The following is a 22,246-nucleotide window of genomic DNA, read 5'->3' as shown; positions in this document are numbered from 1 at the left end:
TGTATAAAGGCATGATGCCCAATAAAGCATACACGCTCGAAGAGCTTGGGATCACATACGACTGAGGAGGACGCGGCATGAGATTCATTGATTACGACAAGCTGCACAATGCGATTTACAAGAAAATTATTGAATACACGCCACCGATTCTCAGGGATGAATACGGGAGAGGATATGCGGAAGGCTTACACAGGGCACTTTACGTAATTGAGTGTCAGGATAAGTTCACCGACTTGGACGACCGGAAGAAGCTGTTACAGCCGGAGCGATCGGATTTTGATTGGTCCATAGTCAATGCCATGTTGGAAGGTCTGTCAGACGCGTTGCCGAACGAACATGAGCCGCACGGCGGCGGTTGGCTTCAGGACTGGTTGAAGAATTTCATGTGGGAAAACAGCATCGATCCTGCTTATCTGCTGATGGAGGAGAAGGAGAGGAAGCATGGAGCTTAAAGAGCTTACCACAAGGACTTTGAAGCTGTTTTGCATTTCAAGCGTGTCTGATCTTGGCAAGGCGCTGATGGAGCACCTGGATGACACAGACAGTATGCGTGAATACAAGGCAATGGTAGATGACGATCTGACTAAAGACTGGCTGCAGATGGCAGGCGAGGAATCGTCGGTCATCCGGAAGACCGCAATCATGGACGCAGTAAACGCAGTCGAGAAACAGCGCGAGTATCCAGGGAGACGGACATTCAAATGCCCTGTGTGTGATGCGGACGTATTGCTTACCGACGTGTTCTGCCGGCATTGTGGCCAGCGGCTGCCGAGCAGCAAAGATATGTGGAGGGCGCTATGACTATTAAGCAATACTTGTATTCAGTCCGGGACGAACAGAAGGAGATTGAGGAGCTGAACGAACGTATCTACGAGATGCGAATGTCATTGCTTCCAGGCGCGGTACGGTATGATACGGACAAGGTGCAGGTATCGCCGACAGACACAATAACTGACCGCATGGCGGAAATCGCAGGCTATGTCACATCGCTTGAGAACAAGATGGAAACACTCGCGGCAAAACGGCGGAATGCACAGAAGCTGATCTGGATGCTAGAGGACAGTCGCGAACGGCAGGTCCTTGACAGCTATTTTCTTTCCGTGAAGCGCCCGGCGATGCGGAACGTAGCAGCGATGATCAACTACTCATTGCCGCAGACAGTCCGGATATATGATTCGGGCATCAAACATCTCGAAAAGATGATAACAAATGATAACGAGGTTCGTGCTATGATAGTAGCGTGAAAGTTGGTCAAGGACGAAAGCGATTGACCATTTTCCCATCCTGTGTTAGCGGTAGACTTTGAGCGATTTGAGCGATCCTGTATGAGGGATGGCCTCAAAGCCTGCCGCTTGTTAGTTACTTACCATTGGGACGGATCACGATATCTACAGCAAGGATGGGAAAACAAAAATGATACCAAATCTCTTTTCACACAAACAACAAGATGGGGGAAAAGAACATGAAAGCAGCATATCCGACAATACTTACACGTGATAAAGACATTGTGCTTGTCGAGGTTCCTGATCTGGGAATACTCACAGAAGGCAAAAGCATAGCGGATGCTATTTATATGGCGAGGAACGCAATAGGCTTGGCATGTGTCACATTGCAGGACAAAAAGCAGGAAGTTCCGAAGCCTTCGGCGCTGGAGGATATCGATATAGCTTCCGGAACGTTTGCTGATGTTGGAGGAGGAATCCTGACACTTGTTGATATTGACTTTAATGCATACCGCAGGAAGCTTGACATTCAGATGGTGAGACGGAATATAACACTTCTGGAATGGTTTGAGCGGCAGATGAAGCAAACCTGAATGTATCCGGAGTTCTTCAGGAGACATTGAAAGATAAGCCCGGGTTTGCAAAAGAGGCATAAGCGATAAACAGAAGGGAATGCTATATGGCATTCCCTTTTTGTGTGGCGGCAGTGCTGCCAAGCGGAAGAGTGCAGGCCGCTATACAAATTCACCCGGCGGGGCAAGCGCCCCGCCATGCTAACGAAGGAGGCGTAGCTCATGGCGGATAAAGGCCCGATATATCTTTATATCGACGCGACAGATGTGATGAAAAAAGCGGAAGCGCTGCGAAGAAATTTGAGCGATGAGCAAGTACATCGTGCCATGCGTCGTGTATACAGACGTGTGCCTGGGCATGTCAGGATGATTCTGAGACAGGATCTGCCGAAAAAGTACTACGTTACGCCTGGAGAAATCAATACGGCGGTTAAGAAGGGAACTGTTTCGGATTTGAGTTGTTCGATTCCTGTTGTTGGCAGACGGCGTGACATTGGCGGAAAAGGAGTTTCTGCCAGCGGGGGAGCGCATGGCTGGAAGAGCTTAAAACGGAAATATCGCGTCAAGGCCAAAATCGTAAAGTCTGGCGTAAGCACACTGCCGCAACGTGTCGGGCATACAGGGGGCAATGCACCATTCCGAAATCTCGGCTCGAGTATCATGCCACTTACATGGACGAGACGTTCAAAAAAGCGTCTTCCAATCGAGAAGATGGTATCCATTGCGCTTCCGCAGATGCCGACGAACCGAAGCGAGGCTGATGTGCAGAAGGACATCAAGGATTACATGTATCAGCGATTAGAGCATGAATTTAACCAGCTTCTCGGGAATGTGTGATTATGGGATACCCGATGACAAAAAAGGAGCTTGCGACAGTTGCAGGCTACTCTTACAGACAATTGTATAACATCGACAGAGATCTGCCGGAAGGCAGAAAGCTGTTTGTGAAAAGCGAGGACGGGAAATACGACCTCGCTATTTTTGTGCAGAAATGGGTTGCGTACAACATATCGCGGGAGGCTAGTGATGATGCAGACATTGACACGATCAAGGCCCGGCATGAAAAAGCGAAGGCCGAGAAAACAGAGATCGAAGTCGAAAAGCTAAAAGGTCAGCTTGTTGATGTGGGCGAAGTTAAACGGCTTTGGGGAGAGATTGCGAACACCGTCATGCAGAATCTTATTCATCTTCCTAGTAAGCTCGCACCAATGCTGACCATGATGGATAACACAGACGTAATTGCCGACATTATCGACAGAGAGATCAGGACAGTCCTTGAAGCATTATCAGAGACACCACTTCCGGAAGATGCAGCAGTACAACAGGATGAGGAGACAGATGAAGACGAATGAATGCAATATCCGAGCTGGAACGGTATACATACTCAATGTTCAAACCACCAGCCAAACAAACAGTGTCTGAATGGGCTGACAAGAACAGAGTGCTTGTGTCAGAATCCAGTGCTGAACCTGGACGGTGGAGAACAGACAGAGCACCCTATCAACGTGAGATCATGGACAGCTTTACTCAGCCTGGAATCTGGCAGATTGTCATTATGGCGTCTGCTCAGGTTGGTAAATCTGAGATCGAGCTGAACATGATGGGATGCGCAATTGACAATGACCCTGGCCCGATGCTGTATATTCAACCAACGGATAACGTAGCAGATGATTATTCCAAACGGCGTATTCAGCCGATGATTGATGCCTGTCCAAGACTCAGGCGGAAAGTATACAAGCAACGGTCAAGGGATACCACAAACACGATCACCATGAAGACATTCCCCGGAGGATCACTTGCCATTATCGGAGCGAACAGTCCGGCAGACCTTTCAAGTAAGCCCGTGCGGTACATCTTCATGGACGAGACAGACCGCTTCCCACCATCCGCAGGAACTGAAGGTGACCCGCAGGAATTGGCAGAGCGAAGAACTGAGACATTCCGGCACAATCGGAAGATCGTCAAAACTTCCACGCCGACAATCAAAGGGCATTCGAAAATTGAGACGGATTACATGAATGGCACGCAGGAAGAATGGCGCACGGAATGCCCGCATTGCCACACGTTCAGCTTTATCAAGTTCGAGAATATTAAGTTCGAGAAGGAGCCAGTCAAGAACGAACAAGGCGAGGAAGATTACAAGGTATTAAGTGTTGGTTGGGAATGCCCGGTGTGCAAGCGAGTGATTCCGGAACACGAAGCAAAACGGCTCCCCGCAAAATGGGTGAGCAACAATCCCGGAGCGCTTGATAATGGGATCCGGTCATTTCGGCTGAATGCTTTTATGTCTCCATGGTCCTCATGGAAAGACATCGTCTGGAAATTCTTGAAAGCGAAGAAAGACCCGGACAAGCTGAAGGTTTTTCACAACACTGTTCTCGGTGAGACATGGGAAGTGCATATCAAGAACGGGCTTGAATATGAACTGTATAAGCGCAGAGAACATTACGATGCAGAGGTCCCGACAGGCGTTCTTGTCCTTACCATGGGAGTTGATACGCAGGATAATCGTCTTGAGTATGAGGTCGTCGGATGGGACAGAGAAGGCCAGAGCTGGGGTATCAGCCGGGGGATCATTCCGGGAAGGGCAGATGCTCCGGGCGTCTGGGAGGAAATCGATCAGCTCATTGATCGCGAGTGGCAGCTTAAAAACGGGATGCAGATGAAAATCCTTGCAACGTTTGTAGATTCCGGCGGACATTTCACTCAGGATGTTTACCGAGAATGTGCAAGGCGGCAGACAAAGCGTGTATGGGCAATCAAGGGTGAACCCGGCGAAGGAAAAGAGTATTGCCATCCGATGAAGCGGTCAGGTGATACGGTCAAATTCATGATCGGTGTTGATGACGGCAAAGGCGGGATCATGTACGAAGCAGGCGTGAAGGAGCCTGGCCCGTCATACATGCATTTCCCGATTGACTACAGAGCTGGATATGACCGCGAATATTTCAAGGGTCTTATCTCTGAGCGGATGATTATTAAGCGAAGAAACGGCCAGAGTGTTGTTACCTGGGAAAAGTTCTACGAGCGGAATGAACCACTCGACTGCAGAAACTATGCTAGGGCTGCATACCGATATTTCCACTGGCCTTTCAACCGGATTGAACGAGCGCTGAAGGGCGAAGAAGAAGAAAAGATTATTACACAGGAAGCCGATAAGAAGCGGAAACAGCGCTATGTGATAAGTCAGGGAATCAGGATTTAAACGGAGGAATGGGATATGGCAGTAAGAGTCGCGTATACGCTTGCTGAAGCACAGAAAATGCTTGGGCTTGTCAAAGAAGCTCATATGGAGCTGATAACCGGGCAAGCCAAAAGTTACAAGATCGGCACACGCGAATACACGGCGCTTGATCTTGATGACCTGATGAAACAGATTGAATTTTTTTCAAACGTTGTTGAATCACTGTCCGGCAGTGTTCGGACGAAGCGTGTAGCGCGGATCGTCCCACGTGATCTTTAAAGGAGAAAGCTGAATGAGCAGAGAACCAACAATTAGAGAACGGATGTTGTATCTGCTTTCTCCGAGGAGAGGCACAGATGCTTACATCCGCAGGATGTCAAAGGAGCTTCCTGAAGCGGCCCCAGACAGAACCAAAACACCGAAGATGAGCTATGGAAGCCATGGCGCAAGCCAGACGCTTTCAAGCTTGATCGGGTGGGTGATAGACGGAGGCGACTCCGAAGACAATATCGACCTGTATTCCTCAACGCTCAGACAAAGGGCAAGAGACTTGTATGCAGGCGGAGGACTTGCCAGAAGCGGACCTCAGACGCTTACAACGTCCGTTGTCGGTTGGGGGATTCAGCCTAAACCAAAGCTCGATGGTGAATTCCTTGGTATGAGTGATGATGCCCGGGAAGAAACCGAGAGAACAATCCTGCGGGAATTCCGTCTATGGGCGGAAAACACGATGTGTGACGCAGAGCGTCAGCAGAACTTCTACGGACTTCAGAGCTTGGCTTTTTTGTCGATGCTGATGTCAGGCGATGTGTTCGCATTGTTCGGGATGAAAGAGAACAAGAGAACGCCGTATCAAACAACGATCCGTCTTTTGGAAGCTGACCGGATCAGCACTCCGGAAACTTCCGGAGATAGTGAGAGCCGCGAAACAGATTCCGGGGGACGCATCATTGACGGTGTGGAGATCGACAAAGATGGAGAAGTCATCCGCTACTACATCGCCAGCAGAAGCCCGTTGGCACGAGCTAATAATAGTGAGTTGTTCTGGACACCGATCGATGCATTCGGGAAGGACACAGGATATCCCAATATCCTGCATGTTATGACATTCGAGCGACCAGAGCAGCGTCGCGGTATACCGTTTGTTTCCGCAGAGATCGAGGGTGTCAAGCAATTTACGCGGTATATGAACTCTGAACTCGCGGCAAATGTCGTCTCATCCATGTTGACAGCTTTTATTGTCAGCGACAGTGATGACGGGAAATTCGGGCTTGAGGATGCTGTAGACGAAGAAGACAAGGTGACAGATGATGATATTCACCTTGAATTGGCACCCGGAGCGGTTTACAACCTGCCGAAAGGCAAGAAGATCGAGACAGTCAATCCGCTTCGAAGCAATACGCAGTTTGAGTCCTTTGTGAATACATCCATCACGATCCTTGCTTCCAGCATGGGAATCCCGAAGGAAGTGCTCACAAAGAAGTATGAGAGCAATTACACTGCAGCGAGAGCGGCGCTTCTTGATTTCTGGCGAACGGTAAGAGTTTACCGTACGAAGTTTAATGCAAGTTTTAATCAGCCTATATATGAGCAATGGCTTTCCGAAGCCGTCGCATCCGGACGTATCAACGCGCCCGGATTTTTTGATGATCCGGCAATCAGACAAGCATGGTGCGGATGCCTTTGGATGGGCGCAAGTATGGGTCACGTTGATCCGCTGAAGGAAGCGAATGCAGCCGAAAGACGCATCGCCAACAACATTACGACTCAGGAACAGGAAGCCAGCGAGTACAACGGCAACAACTGGGACGAGAACATCAAGCAGCGCAAGAAGGAAATCAAGGAGACTCAGCAGATGGGGAGGGAAGAGGAATGAGTGAGCGGTATCGTCTGATGTACGATCTCGCAGTTGACGGCGAGACCGCAGACGTAAATATCTACAGCACGATATCCAGTGAAAAATGGTATCGCGACGACGATCGGGAGTCTTGTAGTGACAACTTCGATAAGGCTCTTAAGCAGGCAAAGCAGGACGGAGCAAAGAATCTGTGCATCCATATCAATTCGCCCGGCGGTGAGGTGTATGGCGCGGTTGCTATGCGAAGCATGGTTATAAACTCTAAATTCGATAATGTCAGCGTTCTGATCGAGGGCTTGTGCGCAAGCGCAGCTACTCTGTTCGCGACAATTCCAGATGCAACTGTAACTATTGCAGACGGCAGCGAATTCATGATTCATAATCCGTCATTGTTTACATGGGGAAATGCTGCACAGTTAGAGCATGATGCAGAGCACTTGCGCAAGATGGAGCAGCAGTTCCATGCGATGTACGCGGCGAAAACCGGAAAGACAGAAGAACAGATCAAGAGCTGGATGGATGCTGAAACCTGGTTTACTGCTAAAGAAGCAGTAGACAATGGCTTTTGCGACAAGCTTCTGTCAAGTGACAAGAAGGCTGTTGCGTGTGTATCAGACAATGATATGCAGCTGATGAAATCCATTTACACGCATGTCCCGGAAGATATCGGGACAACAATAATTGATGTCAGTAACGGGGCTTCGAATGCCGGAGAACCGACTGAAAATCCAACAAAGGAGGAGGACACAAAAATGGAACTCAACGAAAACACAACGGTTGAACAGCTCAAGGATGCAAATCCGGCACTGCTTGCGAGTATTCAGCAGGCAGCAATCACAGCAGAGCGTGATCGCCTGTCAGATATCGATGCCCTGACGCTCCCAGGCTATGAGGAGATGGCGGAAAAGGCGAAGGCTGACGGAACCTCTGCGGCTGACTTCCAGAAACAGCTTGTGAAAGCCATGAAGGAAAAGGGCTCTGAATTTCTCAACCAGAGAAAAGATGAGACCGCACCGGCGGCAGATGTAACAGGCGGAGCACCGGAAGATAAGGCACCTGAGCAGGAAATTGATGACTTCGCAAAAGAGATGGCCGTATACACAAAAGAGTATGCGGAGAACGATTCCGAAGGAATGTTTTGAGAGAGGAGTAGAAAATGAGTGAACTGTATGAGACTATCGGACAGCAGACTTATGCAAATCTCCTGGCTGATCCACAGGGTGCGGACCTGATCACTGTTCCGTGCAAGCCGGGGAATGGTGTTGTAACGGCTGGAACCGTTCTCTTCCGCGAGACGACCGGGCTTTATTCTCCGGCAGCGGCAGCGAATGTCAAAGCTGACACCCAGCTTGTTGTGCTGAAGGAGACTGTTGACACCGGCGCAGCTCCGGGATCAGGCGTGACGGCAGTTGCAGAAGATGCGGCGGCATACCGCGCAGGTATCTTCGTTGACGGAGCTGTGAAGCTTGCGAATGGCGCGGTGCTTACTGACGCACTTAAGGCAGTTCTTCGCGGACAGAACATTGTGTTCTCGAAAAAGGAGTCTGCCGATACCTTCCAGAACACAGTATCTGGCACCTGATAAGTGAAAGGAGAGTAAAGCATATGGATATCTATTCTACCAGAGCACAGCTTGCAGCAATTGAGCTGATGCCGCCTGAATATAGCGTACTGTACGATTTCTTTGGCCATGACGCCGGGACTGTCGAGGATGATAAGGCTATCTACGATTACCGCAAGGGCAGTCGCAGAATGGCACCGATGGTTCATCCTGGTGCAGGTGGTGTTCTAATGGACAGAGACGGATTTGAGACCAGAGAGATCGGTTTCTGCTGTATCGCTCCGGAGAGAATCATTGAGGATTCCAATCTCAAGAACAGATCTTTCGGAGAGCGGATCATCGGCGGAATGACCCCGCAGCAGCGTGAGAAGAAGATGCTTGCGGCAGACCTCATGGAGATGCGCAAAGCTATCCAGAGAAGACGTGAATGGATGGTGAGACAGGTCCTTCTTACCGGAAAGCTTTCCGTGTTTGAGTACACGAATGAAGGCAGAGGAATCAAGGAGTCCAAGATCGCAGACTATGGTTTCGAAAACAACTTCACTCCGGCAAAGAAGTGGAACGAGACAGGAGCTGACATTGATGGTGATATGCATAAGATTTTTGATCTTGTGTATGACGGAATGGGTGAGGTCTCAAAGATCGTCATGTCTCCGGATGTGGCAAGCGCAATGCTGAAGAATTCTGACTTCATCAAGCAGTACGATCTTCGTAATGCTGACATGGGAAAGATCAACACCAAGTATCGTGGAAGCGGGCTCCGGTTCATCGGGTACAACTCCGATGGTGTGGAGATGTACAGCCTTTCCGGAACTTTCATTGACGATAATCAGAAAGCGGAGAAGCTGATCCCGGACGGTACTCTGATTGCAGGAAGCGACAATATCCTGAATATCTATCACGGTCCGGTTACGCAGGTAGAGTCTGAAGGATCCAATGCGCAGCACATGACCTACATCAAGAAAGAGGTCCCGCTCCGCTATGGCTCCATCGCAAGCAATGCGATCAAGAACCGCCTGACCAGCTGCCCGACAATTGTTCCGAAGAACGTTGGTGGATGGTGCGTCGCGAAGGTTATCTGATAAGGGAGGTGGCAGTATGCAGTATGTTGCTGCTCATTATCTCAGCATTGAAGGAAAGCTTATTGTCCGGGGAGAATTCATCCCCGGCAAGCTTCCGAAAGAGCAGCTTGACTGGCTGCTCTCAACTGGCGCAGTGATAGAAGTCCCGGATGATTCCGATAAAGAGACTGATGCGGTTAATGAAATGCCCGGTGCATCTGACTCTGATACAGATGATCAGGAAATCGAGATCGAGCTTCCAACAGCAGCGAAGAAGTCAAGGCGTCAGAATAAAGGGAAGGAGGGCTGAAGATGCTTACTGTAAAGCTGGTAGCTAACGGTGAGATCCGCGCATACAACGAGAGTTATGCGATTCGGATGATCGAACAGGGCAAGGCTGTGCCGCATAGCGAGCCGAGCCCGAAGGCGGACAAGACTCAGAAGAGGTGATTGGATGTCCCTGAAAGATCGAATCGAAAAGGACATATCCCGCACCTTCATGAGAGAGGATCAATTCGCGACCACCCATTTCTGGAATGGACAGAAGATTGTTTGTGTGGTTGATGAGGAAGAATCGTTGAAACGTAAGAATAACAACGTTAACGATATTTCCTGGGATAACAACGCCAGACAGAAGTTGGTCCATACTCCATTAAAAGGTTTCCCTGGTGGGAAAGAGCCAGAGCCAAATACACAGATTGTATTTGACAAGAAGCCCATGTTTGTTCTTGAAGTATTGAACAACATGGGCCTTCTTGATATCTGGCTGATTGCGAGAGACGCGAGGGAGTTCTGACATGAGGACTGTTGAAAGATTGAAAGGCCTGAAAGCATGGATTGAGAAAAACCTGTGTGATGGTCGGATGATGAAAGCCCCACCGCCGGACGGCAGTATTACTGATCGCAGACAGCAGAAGCCACAATGCTATCTTGCGTGGGCACCTTCCAGAAAAGACGCGACGGGGTTCTATACCGATGATTCGATAAGCGTAGCGCCTGGGATCATTGTTATGCCAAGACCTGCATATGCGGAGTACATGGAAGAAAAACGATTCGACCGTTACAACAACGTGCATCGTCCGTCTCTTATGGGTTCGCATCTTTCAGTAGATATTTTATTTATTGTCTATGAGCCTGGCATCCAGCTCCCTGGATTTATTGACAGTGCGGGAGAAAACGGTGAACAGTTGGATATGTCACTCATCAAAGAAGGCACGGAAGAGGGCTTGTTCACCTTGCTCGACTGGATGGACGATTGCAAGGAAGCTCTTCTGAGAGACGAGGAAATACCGAATACTGATCTTATGGTTGACAAAGAGACTGTCGTAACAAGTTTGTATTCGGATCAAAACTATGTTGTAGACAGGCGGCCACTTTTCTATGGGTTTGTGAGCGTCACATTCAACGGTTATGCCGACCGTGGAAGAGCTCCATCTGTCGATTCATTTCTGCAATAAGGAGGATTAGATTATGGCAGAATTCAAACACGGCGCATACGGCGAGATCAATGTCGTCGGCACTCGCGTAGTCGAGAAGAGCCAGAACGCCATTGTTTGTGTCGGGACCGCGCCTGTGCATATGGTTGCGGGCGGTGCGAAAAATGTCAACGTGCCGATCGTTGTCAACAATGAAGCAGAGGCAATGAAACTTTTTGGTTATTCCGATGACTGGGGAAGCTATACGCTTTGTGAGCTGATCCACGTTTTCTTTAAGAAAATGGGAGTCGGACCGGCTGTATTCATCAATGTTTTTGACCCGGCAAAACACAAAGCTTCTGATGTGACAAGTGTTACTAAGACGCCCGAGAATGGTGCGGTCGTTCTTACTGACGCCGACAAAATCATTACCGATACGATCACGGTTAAGGCTGCGAGCGTTACGAAGACAGATTATACCGTATCCACCAATTTTAGCAAAAATACCGTCACTATCAGCGAGACAACCACCGGTGCTCTTGGTACTTCCGCTTTGACAATCACTTACAATGCGGCTGATCCGTCGGCTGTAACAGATGTGGATGTCATCGGAACGACTGATAACCTTGGCCTGAATACCGGCATGTACGCGATCAGAAATGTCGAGCAGAAGACCGGATATATCCCGTCCTTTATCGTTGCTCCGGGCTTCTCATCTCATCCGGCTGTACATGCGGCAATGTGCCAGAACAGCTCTAAGATCAACAGTCACTGGGATGCGTTCGTTCTCGCGGATCTTCCGATTGTGGACAGCAAGGGGACTGCCGTTACACTTGATACGGCTGCAACCTTCAAGGCCGCAAACGGATACAACAAAGAGAATGAGCGTGTTTATTACCCGCTTGTCAGCGGCACAGATGGGAACAAATACCATCTTTCCAGCCTGGCTGCGGCGAACTTCCTGAGCCTGCTTATCGCGCATGATGGCATCCCGTATTACACCGAGAGTAATACCGATTGCGGACTGATCTCGAATCTGTACTTCGGAGAGGATTCTGTTGGCCGTGTCATTGATGATCATATCATCAATGAGAAGCTGAATAAGTATGGCATTACTTCCGCAGCATATGTCGGCGGACGCTGGGCGATCTGGGGCGCAAGCTCTGCAGATTACACGCCGGACAATGCGACGCAGATCAATACGGCTGCGACAAATCTGATGATGCTCTATTACATCAGCAACGACTTCCAGCGCAGAAGAGCGCTGTATGTTGATCAGCCGCTTTCCCCGAACGATATCAAGCAGATCGCTTCTGAGGAGCAGACCAGACTCGATGCTCTTGTTTCAATCGGAGCACTCACATATGGCAATGTTGTGCTGAATGCGAGTGCAGATGCGAATAGCGATATTATCGGTGATTGGAAGTTTGCATTCAGCGTAACGACAACGCCGCTTGCGAAGTCTCTGACAGCAGTTGTCACATGGACTGATGACGGGTTCAAGACGTATTACGAGACAGCATAAGGAGGGTTAGCAGATGCCTAAAAAAGTATATTGCAATGTGGTCGACCACCGGCTTCTCGATTCGAACACCGTTATCGAGGATGTTACGAAAGTAGGTCTTCCGACAATTAAGCATAAGACAGTCCAGATCACGAACGTTGCGGGTGTTGTGATGGACATCGACATGCCGGACATGACGCACTTTGAAGCGTCTGAGTACACCATCACACACAACAATGGTGTGAACTGCAACCTGCTTTCTTCACCGGAGAAACACACGCAGGAATTCCGGGTTGCGCGGCAGAAGTACGATACCACTCAGGGTGTTGTGGGCTATGAGAGCGTGAAATACCGTCTTGTAGGAGCGCATGTACAGACAGAGAAGGGCGATATCGAAACCGGTTCTCCGTATGGTTCCACCGAACATTATTCTCTGCTCCGCTACGAGGAAGAGATTGATGGGAATGTCGTGACGATTATCGACTCGACCGCAGGTGTCATCAAGTACAATGGGAAGTCCTATACGGATAATGTGCAGAACCTGCTGAAATGATCATGAGCGGAGGGGCAAAAGCCACCTCCGCATTTTTGACAGGAAGGGAGAAATCACATGGATGAGAAAAAGACAAACGCTGCAGCAGAAGCAGAGAACATTACTCCGGAGGAGCGCAAGAAACGCGCTGAGGAGTATATGGAAGCCCTGAAAAAGCAGCTCGAAGAACGTAACGCCAAGCAGAAGATTGCGAATGAAGCAATCCAAGAGGGTAAAGGAAAGCTCACGCTTGAGACTCCAATTAAGGCAGGCGATGAAGAAATTACGGAACTTACGTATGACTTCACTGTATTGACCGGCATGGAATATGCCGCGGCTATGGATTCTGATTCCAATGCGCAGCAGGTTTTCCGTATCACAGACAGACAGGCGCTGGCACTTTTTGCAAGGGCTGCATCGAAGCAAACGCCCCGCGTTGATACGACTGATATTATTGAGCGGATCGGGATGACTGATGCGGTGGTTGCTATTCAGCTTGCAACGTTTTTTTTCTCAGCCTCGGCGCGGGCGGGGCAACTTCGTATCTCGAAAAAGTCGTGACCGCTGGAATGGTTACACATACCTCGATACCGGACTTTTTGAATATGACGGTGCGACAGTTCCATCTCCTGTACAACACGATCGGAAGAGTGCTTGAAAAACGGGAGGAATGACATATGCAGGTATTTTACCAGGGGACTGATATCACGGATTCAGTGGAAATTACTTCGTGCATTGTCCATGATACAGTCGGTCGGAGTGACAGCTTGGAGATTGAATTTAAAAATGCTGCCAGCTGGTATCGTTGGAAACCAGAAGAGGACGACCGGATATCAGTGTCGCATAAAGGGTATGACAGCGGTGTGATGTATGTGAACCGAGTGATCCCATCGGACGGCAAGTACCAGATCGTTGCAGCATCCCTTCCGTGTGCCGCCAGAAAGAAAGAGTATCGCAGCTATTCGGATAAGACGATCGAGGAGATTATGCGCATATGCGCGAATGTCTCAGGTATGAATTATGGTCTTTATGGAATAGACGGAGGGACGAATATCCCGTATTTCGAACAGGATAACGAAAGCTGTGCGGCATTCCTTCAGCGGCTTCTTGAGTTGGAGGGAGCGACGTTAAAGTGCGTAAACGGGAAGTATGCAGCCATCGGTATTGAATACGCGCAAAACCGTGTTTCAAATCAGCAGGCGGAGATTACGGCGAAGCAGAGAGGATTCCAGTACATCCGGAATGGATCAGCATATCGCAGTCTGACTGTCCGTACGCCGTATGCTTCAGCGACAGCTGAAGATGCTTCAGTTCCGTTGGCTCATGCGAGCCTCACGATAAACAGCCTACCGGTTATGAACAGTATTCAAGCCGGCAGATGGGCGCGAGGAAAATTGCTGTCATTAAACAGGCAGTGCGAATGTATCAAAATGGACAACGACTATAATCCAGGTCTTACGGCATTGTCGAGAGTCGATTTTTCGGGCGGAACAGACGCAGATGGCGCGTGGCTTGTCGACGATGTGGAACACGATCTGGTGAATGAAACGACAAAGACAACGCTCAGACGATGCAGGTAACTGAAATGGAGATATTTGGCGGAATTGTAGAACGTGGCGAGGTATCTCAGGTGCATCAGGATGGGTACATTATCTCATCCTTGGACCGAAACGGCATTATCACCCGTCCGATTAAGCCTGTCGGTACAGAGAGCTACAAGGCAGGCGACAGGGTGTATTACTTCATTTTCAATGACGGGACAGGTCGTATTATCTGCGGCATGTAAGGAGTGGCTATGGCACAGACTCTTCAAACAACAATTCTAATAAATGCCGAGCTTGGTAATGGCTTTTCGAAGGTTGGTGCTACGCTGACGGAGCTCGGATCCCTTGCAAGCTCCATGAGCGACAAGCTGATCGATTTCGGCAAAGAATCAGTCGATGTCTATCGGAATTACGAGAAGAGTATGAAAGATGCCGAGGTCGCTTTGTCCACGACCTACGGGCGCAATACATCAGAGCTGTCTGGTGTTATGAAAAATCTTGACGCTTCCGCAACGGAATGGGCGGCGACAACGATTTTCCATACAGATGACGTTGCTGATGCTATATCCAATGCAGCGCATGCGGGCTGGGATTTCAACCAGATCATGACAGGTATTCCAGCCGCCATGGAGCTTGCTCAGGCTGGCAGCATTGACCTCTCTGATGCAGTTGACTACATTGTTAAATCCGCGAATGCGTTCGGTATTGAATTCGATAAAGATGGCGACAACCTTAAGAATTTCATAGACTTGTGGACATATGCTGCGAACAGCAGTGCCAGTACGGTCGAGGAATTCGGCGATGCCATGCTGAAGATGGGCAGTACGATGCGGTTTGCGTCGGATCCGGAAGAGTTGATGACGTTGATTGCCGTTACTGCTAATGCCGGGCAGACCGGGGAAGCTGCAGGTACACTGATCAGAAACTCAATTCTTCGTATTGTTGCGCCGACAAAGAAGGCCACCAAAGCCATGGGTGAGCTGGGAGCAACAAGTGATGAAGCGGCTGAACTGATGAACGATCAGGCGCTTGCCGCTGCGAATGCAAGACTTGAACAGGCCGGATTCAGCGCATATGACGAGCAAGGGAATCTAAAAAGCATCCTGGATGTTTACCGCGAGTTGTACCTTGCTCTTGGCAATATCGCAGGCGGTTTTGACAATATAGACAAGAACAAAGACGCGCTGCGGATCCTGTCGTCCATATTCCCAACAAGAACGGTCACTGAAGCCCTAACTCTTATCCGGAGTGCTTCGGAAAATTACGAAGGACTCTACGACAAGATGAAGGAAGGCGCTGCAAACGGATATGGCGAATATGCCGCTAAGACCATGATGAACACGCTCAATGGCAAGATTGAGACGTTCAAGAGTAAGATGGAGCGCTTGAAGCAGCTTGTCGGAAAACAGCTCGCGCCTCAGCTTGAAGAAGTCATGGAAGGCGTCGGCGGGATTGTCGATAGAGTTTCCGAGATGGACGACGGGAAATTCGGATCGCTTGTAAGCGGACTTGAAGTTGTCGCAGCATCAGGCCCGGCACTTCTCGCAGCTGGCAGTGCAGCGCGTATGATCGGAATGCTGTTCACTCCTACGAGTGCAATCGGCGCAGGCGCAACAGTAGCACTTGCGGCAGCCGCAGCGTTAAGCAATCTGAGTGAGTCTGATTTCGAAAGCAAGTTCGGCAACATGGAGCTTGATACGTCTTCCATCAGCAGTTTTGCTTCTGAGGTTACGCAGCAGTTTGATTCTGCTATGGAGCCGGTCAACCAGTTTAAGCAGGCGGTTAATGACAGCGTTACGGCATATGAGCAGGCCAGCCAGACATTTAAGAGTAAGCTTACGACGTTTGTCATTACAGGGGCAACACTTACTCCGGAAGATAAAAAGCAGCTTATGTCTCTCGGAACCGAGATGTACACCAATGTTATGACTGGCGTACAGAATAGTACGGCTGAGTCACTAAGCTATTTTTCATATTTATTTGGCGGCGATGAGCAAGCAGTAGGGAATTCCACTTACCAGGAGATAGCTAAAACTTTCGGGAAGTCCTATGAGGATTCAGTCGCAGCAGTCGAAACGGCGAGTCAAAATCTGCGCGATGCGATGTCAAGCGCATTCGAAGATGGCAAAGTCAATCAGGAAGAGCTGGAAAAAATCCAGAGCTACATGGATGACTACAACCGGGTGGTGGCTGAATGTGCGCAAAGAGCAGCAGAAAAACAGAGCCAGATCAATCTGTTAAAAACCCTTAATAAGTACCAGAATTTAGGGCTTGATAGTGTCCAAAAGGGCGCGGATGAAATTGCTGGTCAGAGAAGCAAAGCTGCTGAACAACTCGATGATGAGTATTATACGCAGGTCGCCCAGCTGGAATACAACAACGAAAAACAGGGAGTTTCTTCAGCAAAAACTGAACGTCAAAAAGAAGAAATTCGGAGGCAATACGAGAAAGACAGAGCAGTAAAGCTTTCCGGTTACGACACCGGCCTGATGAATCTCTACAATACCGCCATAAGGGGAAGTGAACTGGGAGACGCATACAAAGGCTTGGAATCCCTTGCTCAAAAGGTTATGAGCGGGGAACTCAGTACAGATGCAGCTTATAAACAGTACAAATCCACTTATGGGACGAACGCAAATGCTGGGGAAGCTGATCTGGGACATAACAATATCCGGACCCAGATCAGTGAGTACATGGCAGATGAAATCAAAAACCTTGGTGGTTATGATTCCATTCAAAGTTCAATAAAGGCTTTACAGGAAGCAGGGGATACTGAGTCAGCCAGCAGGCTGATGACATTGTATACCATGCAGCAGTTGAATGATAATTTCACCAACACAGGAAAAGCATATAAGAACTTAATCGGAAAAGATACGCATTTAACTGGCGCTGACAGATACCTGAACACGAATAATGGTAACGGTCTCTTTTCCGGAAAATCGGACTGGGAGTCAACCTATAGCACGTATCATCAAAATGAGAGTGGGAATAATACAAGTAGTCAGAATGCCGCTCAATCACAATACGATTTGAGCTATGACTGGGCGAATCCGCTTCCTACAGTCAATCCCAATGTGTCTGTGCAGAGTGCGCCAACGATTGATACCGCGAATATTGCGGCGGATATCCAATCGCAGGTAGACGGGACGACTGTGAAGCTGAACCCGCAGATCGATACGAGTACTATCGAACAGCAGCCCGCTATTCCGGTCAACATTATGCCAAAGACAGACGGCGGAAGCGCTGTTGAACAGCTGCAGCAGCAAGGTGTAAAGGTTGATGTTGATGGTGATGTGCAAAAGCTTTCAGCGACAATCGATGGTGAAGACGGCCAGAATCTGATGGAGTATGTTGATGGTGATGCAACTGATCTGCAGATGGCAGTCCAGTCCGAAGACGGAAAGACGCTTATTGAAAGGGTAACAGGCAATGCGTCTGATCTTGCACGAATAATCAATTCGTATAACGGAACAACGATTAGAGTCAACATTGTCGGACATCGGCTGTTTGCGAATGGTGGCCGTGCAACAACAGCATCAATCTTTGGCGAAGCCGGTCCTGAGTGGGCGATCCCAGAGGAGCACTCTGAGCGGACAGCAGATCTGTTGAATGCGGCCAGAAAAGCATCAGGCTTCACATGGAGTGATCTGCTGGCACGTTATGGTGGATTCAATGCGAATCCTTCCAATACTGCTACGACTCTTGTATACAGTCCGGTTATCCATGCGAATGACGCTACAGGCGTAGAACAGGCGCTGATCGCTGACAAGGAGCGGCTTGACAAGTGGTATGCACACCGCAAAATGCGGGATGAAGTGGAGGTGTACGCATGACATTAAGCGAAACACAGTACCAGTGCACTGCCGGTGAAACATTTGATTCTGTCGCGCTTGAAGTATACGGCGATGAGAAATACGCCTGCGAGCTTATGGCAGCAAATCCGTTGTTCTGCACTGTGCCTATGTTTGTTGGCGGAGAGCTGCTTGAATTGCCCGTTGTAGATATTCCGGACGAGGATGAGGCAGAAGATGATCCTGAAGAGGCAGTCACTCCGGACGAAGCTCCATGGAAGGAGTAAGACATGGCACGAACATTAAAAAAGGGAAGCAGCGGGAGCGATGTTAAAACGCTTCAGAAAAATCTAAAGAAGCTTGGTTATTATTCTGGCGCGATAAACGGAAGCTTTGGAGCGGCAGTAGATGCCGCTGTTCGGAAGTTTCAAAAAGCCTGCGGTATCCGTATTGATGGTGTTGTCGGGACGCAGACACGGGCCGCTTTATCAGCTCGCTTGAAAAAGAAAAAGAAATCAGTCAAAAAGAAAAGTGGATCCTCGTTAAGTGGTGTTGCTGGGAATGCGCAGGGACAATGGGGAGGTCATATATTTACAGTGTCATCTGACAAGATATACAGCTTTACCAGCCTTCAGATCAAAAGTTCTTCAGCGCTTGAGACTAAAAGCGATAGCAACACCGGGAACGCTTCCAGGAAAAATGCAAATCCAACAGAGGTGACGCTTACGATTCCGATGAATGCGTTTATCGGATGCGATGTAAAAAGTGAGGCAATGGCATTTATCGAAGAAGCTGATGCGGGGAAGTCGGACTATTTTTATATTTGCGGGAAAAAGCTTTTGCCTTGTCAATTGATGCTTGTTGACGCGACTGTAAAAAACGTTGATATTGCGCCTAATGTTGGATGGCGAAAAGCTGACGTTTCACTCACATTCAAGCGCAGCAGTGGTGGTGGTGGTTCGTCAGGCGGAAAAAAGAAAAAAGGGAAGAGCAAAAAATCATCTGTAAAAAGATCCTCGCCCCGCGGCGGCTATGGTGGCGGAGGATCGGGAGGAAGCTCATCCGGCGGAGGAAACGTCGCAAGTACTATTGCGGGAGTCTCAAAAGCGGTCAGTAGCAAATCCGGAAAGAAAACAAATGCCACCAGTTATATCAAGAAAATGGTAGGCCAATCCGCAAGATGCGCACGTCAGGCACGTTATTACTCAGCAAAAGCTGCAGCTATCGAAAGGAATGGGAAGTGATTGCTTATGGCACAATATCAGATCGATAACATTGCGGCTCCTATAGACTTTCAAGAGGACAATATTGTAAAACGTACACTTCAAAATGCGAAAAATCTTCTCATGTGTCATATGGGCGAGGTTCCATATGACAGACTGCGAGGACTTGACAGCAGAGTATACGATCTTCCGGTCAATGAACTCAGAACACGACTGATCCCTGAATTGGATCGTGTCATGATGTGGGAACCAGATGTTGAGGTTGTGGATGCTGAAGCTACGATTTTGCCAGACGGAGGAGGTTTGTATATCAAAGTCATTATTGATATAGACATCGACGAAGACGCGGAGGAGGTTTGATGTATGGATAATACAGAAATCCATTACTTGACATACGATCCGGATGCAATATGGGAAGACATGATGCTGAATTATGTCGAAGCGGGCGGAGATATTCTCTATCCAGGCGATGAAAAGGACATGCTCCTCAGAAGCGTTCAGGCTGATATTGTTCAGGTCTTTGCTGGCGTAGACAACGCTTTAAGGATGCAAACATTGCGGTATGCAGTCGGTCCATATCTTGATCTTATCGGAGAACGAAGAAACTGTGAGCGGATCACAGCCAGCCCGGCAACAGCTCAAGTTACGATTACGGCTAAGGAGGCATTCACTCTTCCTGAAGGTTCCACAATGACAGCCGATGGACAAGTCTTCTATCAAACGAAAGAGGATATTGCGCTGACCGGGAATCAGCTGACTGCAACAATTGAGGTGGAATGCACAGAGGACGGTATCACAGGAAATGGTTTAACTGTCGGGACTGCATTATCACTTTCAAAAAGCGATTACGAAAAATATATAAGCAGCATTGTTTCTGCAACAGATGCTTCCGGAGGAAATGAGGAAGAAGACGATGATACTTACAGGGAGCGGATCAGGCTCCATGGTCTTATAGCTCTTACATCAGGTCCCAAAGGACAGTATGAGGCTATGGCCAAAACTGTAAGCAGCGACATTGTAGATGCTGAAGCGCTTGGCCATACTGATATGACCGACATTCCAGAAGGCGAAGTATGGGTGTATCTCATTTTTGCTAGCGATACTGGAAAAGCAGCTGTCATCAATTCCGTATTGGAAAAGCTTTCCGCCAAAGACACAAGACCTTTGACAGATAAGGTTTCGGTAAAGGAAGCTACTGCAATTCCTTACGCAATTGATGTGCAATATGCATGTGATAATTCAAGCGAGATTGTGTCGGCTGTCAATGATGCTGTAAGCACATATCAGAAATGGCAGGATAGCGTGATCGGTCGTCCTTTTAATCCTGATCTGCTTATGGCATCCATGTATCAGGCGGGATGTACTCGCGTGAAGTGGGGTAGCAGCAGTACGTATAACGGTACAAATACGATTGCTTATACGGAAATCAAGCCGAATGAAAGATGTAAAGGAACAGTAACGCTCCATTCCATGACGTGAGGAAGAGACGATGTTCGAATTTGATATATCTAAATGGGTTCCGAAGTTCATTCTTGATGACAAAAATGGCTTCGCAGTTGCTAAAGCCATTGAAGCGGCAATGCAATACCTGAATACCACAATATCCCAGAGCGTTGATCAGTTCACCGAAGTCGAAGACATGCCGGAATGGAGACTTGATGAACTCGCATGGGAATATAACATTCTCTATGACTACGGCGCAGAAATTGATTTGAAGCGTAACTGGATAGCAGATGCAATCAAGAATTATGCGTGTTATGGAACTCCGGATGCAATAATCAGATATTTAAAAGTCGCCTTTGATTCAGCCGAAGTAAAAGAATGGTGGGAATATGGAGGCGATCCATTCCATTTCAATGTCACTGTGACCGGTCAATGGTCAGATGAACAAAACAAATGGGCATTAAAGGCGATAAAAGGATTAAAGAATTCCCGATCTATATTAGACAATATCTTCTTCAATTCTGAAGATTCTATCTCTCAGATAAAGACCGGGGCCGCAACAGCAGGGATTGAAATTGTAGTAAACAGTGAAACCTTTTAAAGGAGGAGAATGATGAGCTGGAAAGGAGTTATCACAAACGCGGGGCAGCAGATCCTCTCTCAATGGACAGCTAACGGTCATACACTCACAATCGATGGAGCAAGTGTAGGCAGCGGCTATGTCGACGATATAAATATGCGAGTAGCTACTGCATTAGCGCATGAGGAGGCTACGGCTGCGATAGTCAGTGCAGATGCTGTTGATGGAGGGACTAAATTCAAGGTACAGGTCAGCCCTGCTGAAAGCACCGAATATGTTGCACATGAGATTGGTTTGTGGGGGCATATTGACGATGGCCCCCGTACGCTGATCGCGCTTCACCAGGATTCACAGACAGGGATCAATATCCCAACAAAAGCTTCATCTCCGGATTTCATATTTGCGCTGTATCTTGTTCACGCAATCAGCAATTCAGATACGCTTACCGTTAACATTGACACGAGTGCGGTTGTTTCAAAATCAACAATGGATAATGCGATTGCTACTGCGGTCAGTGATGCTTCCAAGACTTTAAACGATAAAATAGTAAGCAATAGCGAAGCAATCAGTACAAACACAAGCAACATTAGTAAGAACACCGCCGACATCACTGCGCTAAACAACAGTTTAAACAACAAGATTGCCTGGGGCGATCAAGTATTTCTAAACAACGGTTACGCAACTGACGCCAACCAGTGCAGCCGTACCGGAATATATTGGACAAGTACAGCAACAGCAAATGTTCAGGGATACGG

The 22,246-nt window shown here is 48.5% G+C and carries 28 protein-coding genes; all 28 read left to right on the top strand.

All coding sequences use genetic code 11. The features are described from left to right. Positions 1 to 77 precede the first annotated feature (77 nt). Positions 78 to 452, top strand: a complete 375-nt coding sequence (locus FYJ35_RS14115) for a hypothetical protein (protein WP_154527550.1) — start codon at positions 78 to 80, stop codon at positions 450 to 452. Next, positions 442 to 801 (top strand): hypothetical protein, encoded by a 360-nt coding sequence (locus FYJ35_RS14110; protein WP_154527549.1) that lies wholly within the window; start codon positions 442 to 444, stop codon positions 799 to 801. The genes FYJ35_RS14115 and FYJ35_RS14110 overlap by 11 nt, the downstream gene beginning before the upstream one ends. Continuing rightward, positions 798 to 1,244, top strand: a complete 447-nt coding sequence (locus tag FYJ35_RS14105; protein WP_154527548.1) for a hypothetical protein — start codon at positions 798 to 800, stop codon at positions 1,242 to 1,244. Before FYJ35_RS14110 ends, FYJ35_RS14105 begins: the two co-directional genes overlap by 4 nt. 218 nt (positions 1,245 to 1,462) lie before the next feature. Beyond that, positions 1,463 to 1,816, top strand: coding sequence for a type II toxin-antitoxin system HicB family antitoxin (locus FYJ35_RS14100; protein ID WP_328597096.1), 354 nt, complete (start codon positions 1,463 to 1,465; stop codon positions 1,814 to 1,816). A gap of 201 nt (positions 1,817 to 2,017) precedes the next feature. Then, positions 2,018 to 2,632, top strand: coding sequence for a hypothetical protein (locus FYJ35_RS14095; protein ID WP_154527547.1), 615 nt, complete (start codon positions 2,018 to 2,020; stop codon positions 2,630 to 2,632). Positions 2,633 to 2,634: 2 nt separating this feature from the next. Further along, positions 2,635 to 3,147, top strand: coding sequence for a hypothetical protein (locus FYJ35_RS14090; RefSeq protein ID WP_154527546.1), 513 nt, complete (start codon positions 2,635 to 2,637; stop codon positions 3,145 to 3,147). Continuing rightward, positions 3,144 to 5,000, top strand: a complete 1,857-nt coding sequence (locus FYJ35_RS14085) for a phage terminase large subunit family protein (protein WP_235906592.1) — start codon at positions 3,144 to 3,146, stop codon at positions 4,998 to 5,000. Before FYJ35_RS14090 ends, FYJ35_RS14085 begins: the two co-directional genes overlap by 4 nt. A 15-nt stretch (positions 5,001 to 5,015) precedes the next feature. Continuing rightward, positions 5,016 to 5,258: a DUF6148 family protein gene (locus FYJ35_RS14080; RefSeq protein ID WP_154527545.1), complete on the top strand. Its 243-nt coding sequence runs from the start codon at positions 5,016 to 5,018 to the stop codon at positions 5,256 to 5,258. Positions 5,259 to 5,271: 13 nt separating this feature from the next. After that, positions 5,272 to 6,855 carry a phage portal protein gene (locus FYJ35_RS14075; protein WP_154527544.1) on the top strand — a complete coding sequence of 528 codons (1,584 nt, stop codon included), beginning with the start codon at positions 5,272 to 5,274 and terminating at the stop codon, positions 6,853 to 6,855. Continuing rightward, complete coding sequence (locus tag FYJ35_RS14070; RefSeq protein ID WP_154527543.1) at positions 6,852 to 7,979, top strand: head maturation protease, ClpP-related; 1,128 nt, start codon at positions 6,852 to 6,854, stop codon at positions 7,977 to 7,979. The genes FYJ35_RS14075 and FYJ35_RS14070 overlap by 4 nt, the downstream gene beginning before the upstream one ends. A gap of 14 nt (positions 7,980 to 7,993) precedes the next feature. Beyond that, positions 7,994 to 8,419 carry a hypothetical protein gene (locus tag FYJ35_RS14065; protein ID WP_154527542.1) on the top strand — a complete coding sequence of 142 codons (426 nt, stop codon included), beginning with the start codon at positions 7,994 to 7,996 and terminating at the stop codon, positions 8,417 to 8,419. A 23-nt stretch (positions 8,420 to 8,442) separates the two neighbouring features. Continuing rightward, entirely contained in the window at positions 8,443 to 9,480 is a 1,038-nt protein-coding gene (locus tag FYJ35_RS14060; protein ID WP_154527541.1) for a major capsid protein, read from the top strand. Between the two features lie 16 nt (positions 9,481 to 9,496). Then, positions 9,497 to 9,769 (top strand): hypothetical protein, encoded by a 273-nt coding sequence (locus FYJ35_RS14055; RefSeq protein ID WP_154527540.1) that lies wholly within the window; start codon positions 9,497 to 9,499, stop codon positions 9,767 to 9,769. Positions 9,770 to 9,771: 2 nt separating this feature from the next. Then, the gene (locus FYJ35_RS14050; protein ID WP_154527539.1) at positions 9,772 to 9,909 is read left to right on the top strand and encodes a hypothetical protein; all 138 of its coding nucleotides are present in this window, start codon (positions 9,772 to 9,774) and stop codon (positions 9,907 to 9,909) included. Between the two features lie 4 nt (positions 9,910 to 9,913). Then, positions 9,914 to 10,255 (top strand): hypothetical protein, encoded by a 342-nt coding sequence (locus FYJ35_RS14045; protein WP_154527538.1) that lies wholly within the window; start codon positions 9,914 to 9,916, stop codon positions 10,253 to 10,255. A 1-nt stretch (position 10,256) separates the two neighbouring features. Next, on the top strand, positions 10,257 to 10,916 hold the full coding sequence (locus FYJ35_RS14040; RefSeq protein WP_154527537.1) for a hypothetical protein: 660 nt from the start codon (positions 10,257 to 10,259) through the stop codon (positions 10,914 to 10,916). A 13-nt stretch (positions 10,917 to 10,929) separates the two neighbouring features. After that, positions 10,930 to 12,399, top strand: coding sequence for a phage tail sheath protein (locus tag FYJ35_RS14035; protein WP_154527536.1), 1,470 nt, complete (start codon positions 10,930 to 10,932; stop codon positions 12,397 to 12,399). 13 nt (positions 12,400 to 12,412) lie between these two features. Then, complete coding sequence (locus FYJ35_RS14030; RefSeq protein ID WP_154527535.1) at positions 12,413 to 12,931, top strand: phage major tail tube protein; 519 nt, start codon at positions 12,413 to 12,415, stop codon at positions 12,929 to 12,931. A 57-nt stretch (positions 12,932 to 12,988) separates the two neighbouring features. Continuing rightward, entirely contained in the window at positions 12,989 to 13,471 is a 483-nt protein-coding gene (locus FYJ35_RS14025) for a hypothetical protein (RefSeq protein ID WP_154527534.1), read from the top strand. A 116-nt stretch (positions 13,472 to 13,587) separates the two neighbouring features. After that, entirely contained in the window at positions 13,588 to 14,490 is a 903-nt protein-coding gene (locus tag FYJ35_RS14020) for a phage late control D family protein (RefSeq protein WP_154527533.1), read from the top strand. Between the two features lie 5 nt (positions 14,491 to 14,495). Further along, on the top strand, positions 14,496 to 14,696 hold the full coding sequence (locus FYJ35_RS14015; RefSeq protein ID WP_154527532.1) for a hypothetical protein: 201 nt from the start codon (positions 14,496 to 14,498) through the stop codon (positions 14,694 to 14,696). A gap of 9 nt (positions 14,697 to 14,705) precedes the next feature. Then, a complete protein-coding gene (locus tag FYJ35_RS14010) occupies positions 14,706 to 18,287 on the top strand; it encodes a phage tail tape measure protein (protein WP_154527531.1) in 3,582 nt (1,193 codons plus the stop codon). After that, the gene (locus FYJ35_RS14005; protein ID WP_154527530.1) at positions 18,284 to 18,532 is read left to right on the top strand and encodes a tail protein X; all 249 of its coding nucleotides are present in this window, start codon (positions 18,284 to 18,286) and stop codon (positions 18,530 to 18,532) included. Before FYJ35_RS14010 ends, FYJ35_RS14005 begins: the two co-directional genes overlap by 4 nt. Before the next feature lie 3 nt (positions 18,533 to 18,535). Beyond that, positions 18,536 to 19,489, top strand: a complete 954-nt coding sequence (locus FYJ35_RS14000) for a peptidoglycan-binding domain-containing protein (protein ID WP_154527529.1) — start codon at positions 18,536 to 18,538, stop codon at positions 19,487 to 19,489. A gap of 6 nt (positions 19,490 to 19,495) precedes the next feature. Further along, positions 19,496 to 19,828 (top strand): hypothetical protein, encoded by a 333-nt coding sequence (locus FYJ35_RS13995; protein WP_154527528.1) that lies wholly within the window; start codon positions 19,496 to 19,498, stop codon positions 19,826 to 19,828. Positions 19,829 to 19,831: 3 nt separating this feature from the next. Beyond that, a complete protein-coding gene (locus tag FYJ35_RS13990; RefSeq protein WP_154527527.1) occupies positions 19,832 to 20,947 on the top strand; it encodes a baseplate J/gp47 family protein in 1,116 nt (371 codons plus the stop codon). A 10-nt stretch (positions 20,948 to 20,957) separates the two neighbouring features. After that, a complete protein-coding gene (locus FYJ35_RS13985) occupies positions 20,958 to 21,512 on the top strand; it encodes a phage tail protein (RefSeq protein WP_154527526.1) in 555 nt (184 codons plus the stop codon). Between the two features lie 9 nt (positions 21,513 to 21,521). Further along, a partial coding sequence (locus tag FYJ35_RS13980; protein WP_154527525.1) for a phage tail-collar fiber domain-containing protein occupies positions 21,522 to 22,246 on the top strand: 725 nt, incomplete at its 3' end.

This window comes from Porcincola intestinalis, from assembly GCF_009696445.1.
Lineage (GTDB): Bacteria > Bacillota > Clostridia > Lachnospirales > Lachnospiraceae > Porcincola > Porcincola intestinalis.
The sequence above is the reverse complement of the archived record's forward strand: the minus strand, read 5'-3'. Positions and strand labels throughout refer to the sequence as shown.

What these genes read in the sequence shown, in the direction of transcription:
- FYJ35_RS14050 (WP_154527539.1), top strand. Translation starts at nt 9,772, where the DNA reads ATGCTTACTGTAAAGCTGGTAGCTAACGGTGAGATCCGCGCATACAAC.
- FYJ35_RS14090 (WP_154527546.1), top strand. Translation starts at nt 2,635, where the DNA reads ATGGGATACCCGATGACAAAAAAGGAGCTTGCGACAGTTGCAGGCTAC.
- FYJ35_RS13990 (WP_154527527.1), top strand. Translation starts at nt 19,832, where the DNA reads ATGGATAATACAGAAATCCATTACTTGACATACGATCCGGATGCAATA.
- FYJ35_RS14080 (WP_154527545.1), top strand. Translation starts at nt 5,016, where the DNA reads ATGGCAGTAAGAGTCGCGTATACGCTTGCTGAAGCACAGAAAATGCTT.
- FYJ35_RS14045 (WP_154527538.1), top strand. Translation starts at nt 9,914, where the DNA reads ATGTCCCTGAAAGATCGAATCGAAAAGGACATATCCCGCACCTTCATG.
- FYJ35_RS14015 (WP_154527532.1), top strand. Translation starts at nt 14,496, where the DNA reads ATGGAGATATTTGGCGGAATTGTAGAACGTGGCGAGGTATCTCAGGTG.
- FYJ35_RS14060 (WP_154527541.1), top strand. Translation starts at nt 8,443, where the DNA reads ATGGATATCTATTCTACCAGAGCACAGCTTGCAGCAATTGAGCTGATG.
- FYJ35_RS14030 (WP_154527535.1), top strand. Translation starts at nt 12,413, where the DNA reads ATGCCTAAAAAAGTATATTGCAATGTGGTCGACCACCGGCTTCTCGAT.
- FYJ35_RS14070 (WP_154527543.1), top strand. Translation starts at nt 6,852, where the DNA reads ATGAGTGAGCGGTATCGTCTGATGTACGATCTCGCAGTTGACGGCGAG.
- FYJ35_RS14095 (WP_154527547.1), top strand. Translation starts at nt 2,018, where the DNA reads ATGGCGGATAAAGGCCCGATATATCTTTATATCGACGCGACAGATGTG.
- FYJ35_RS14005 (WP_154527530.1), top strand. Translation starts at nt 18,284, where the DNA reads ATGACATTAAGCGAAACACAGTACCAGTGCACTGCCGGTGAAACATTT.
- FYJ35_RS14040 (WP_154527537.1), top strand. Translation starts at nt 10,257, where the DNA reads ATGAGGACTGTTGAAAGATTGAAAGGCCTGAAAGCATGGATTGAGAAA.
- FYJ35_RS13995 (WP_154527528.1), top strand. Translation starts at nt 19,496, where the DNA reads ATGGCACAATATCAGATCGATAACATTGCGGCTCCTATAGACTTTCAA.
- FYJ35_RS14105 (WP_154527548.1), top strand. Translation starts at nt 798, where the DNA reads ATGACTATTAAGCAATACTTGTATTCAGTCCGGGACGAACAGAAGGAG.
- FYJ35_RS14020 (WP_154527533.1), top strand. Translation starts at nt 13,588, where the DNA reads ATGCAGGTATTTTACCAGGGGACTGATATCACGGATTCAGTGGAAATT.
- FYJ35_RS14100 (WP_328597096.1), top strand. Translation starts at nt 1,463, where the DNA reads ATGAAAGCAGCATATCCGACAATACTTACACGTGATAAAGACATTGTG.
- FYJ35_RS14115 (WP_154527550.1), top strand. Translation starts at nt 78, where the DNA reads ATGAGATTCATTGATTACGACAAGCTGCACAATGCGATTTACAAGAAA.
- FYJ35_RS14000 (WP_154527529.1), top strand. Translation starts at nt 18,536, where the DNA reads ATGGCACGAACATTAAAAAAGGGAAGCAGCGGGAGCGATGTTAAAACG.
- FYJ35_RS14010 (WP_154527531.1), top strand. Translation starts at nt 14,706, where the DNA reads ATGGCACAGACTCTTCAAACAACAATTCTAATAAATGCCGAGCTTGGT.
- FYJ35_RS14085 (WP_235906592.1), top strand. Translation starts at nt 3,144, where the DNA reads ATGAATGCAATATCCGAGCTGGAACGGTATACATACTCAATGTTCAAA.
- FYJ35_RS14055 (WP_154527540.1), top strand. Translation starts at nt 9,497, where the DNA reads ATGCAGTATGTTGCTGCTCATTATCTCAGCATTGAAGGAAAGCTTATT.
- FYJ35_RS14035 (WP_154527536.1), top strand. Translation starts at nt 10,930, where the DNA reads ATGGCAGAATTCAAACACGGCGCATACGGCGAGATCAATGTCGTCGGC.
- FYJ35_RS14025 (WP_154527534.1), top strand. Translation starts at nt 12,989, where the DNA reads ATGGATGAGAAAAAGACAAACGCTGCAGCAGAAGCAGAGAACATTACT.
- FYJ35_RS14075 (WP_154527544.1), top strand. Translation starts at nt 5,272, where the DNA reads ATGAGCAGAGAACCAACAATTAGAGAACGGATGTTGTATCTGCTTTCT.
- FYJ35_RS13985 (WP_154527526.1), top strand. Translation starts at nt 20,958, where the DNA reads ATGTTCGAATTTGATATATCTAAATGGGTTCCGAAGTTCATTCTTGAT.
- FYJ35_RS14065 (WP_154527542.1), top strand. Translation starts at nt 7,994, where the DNA reads ATGAGTGAACTGTATGAGACTATCGGACAGCAGACTTATGCAAATCTC.
- FYJ35_RS14110 (WP_154527549.1), top strand. Translation starts at nt 442, where the DNA reads ATGGAGCTTAAAGAGCTTACCACAAGGACTTTGAAGCTGTTTTGCATT.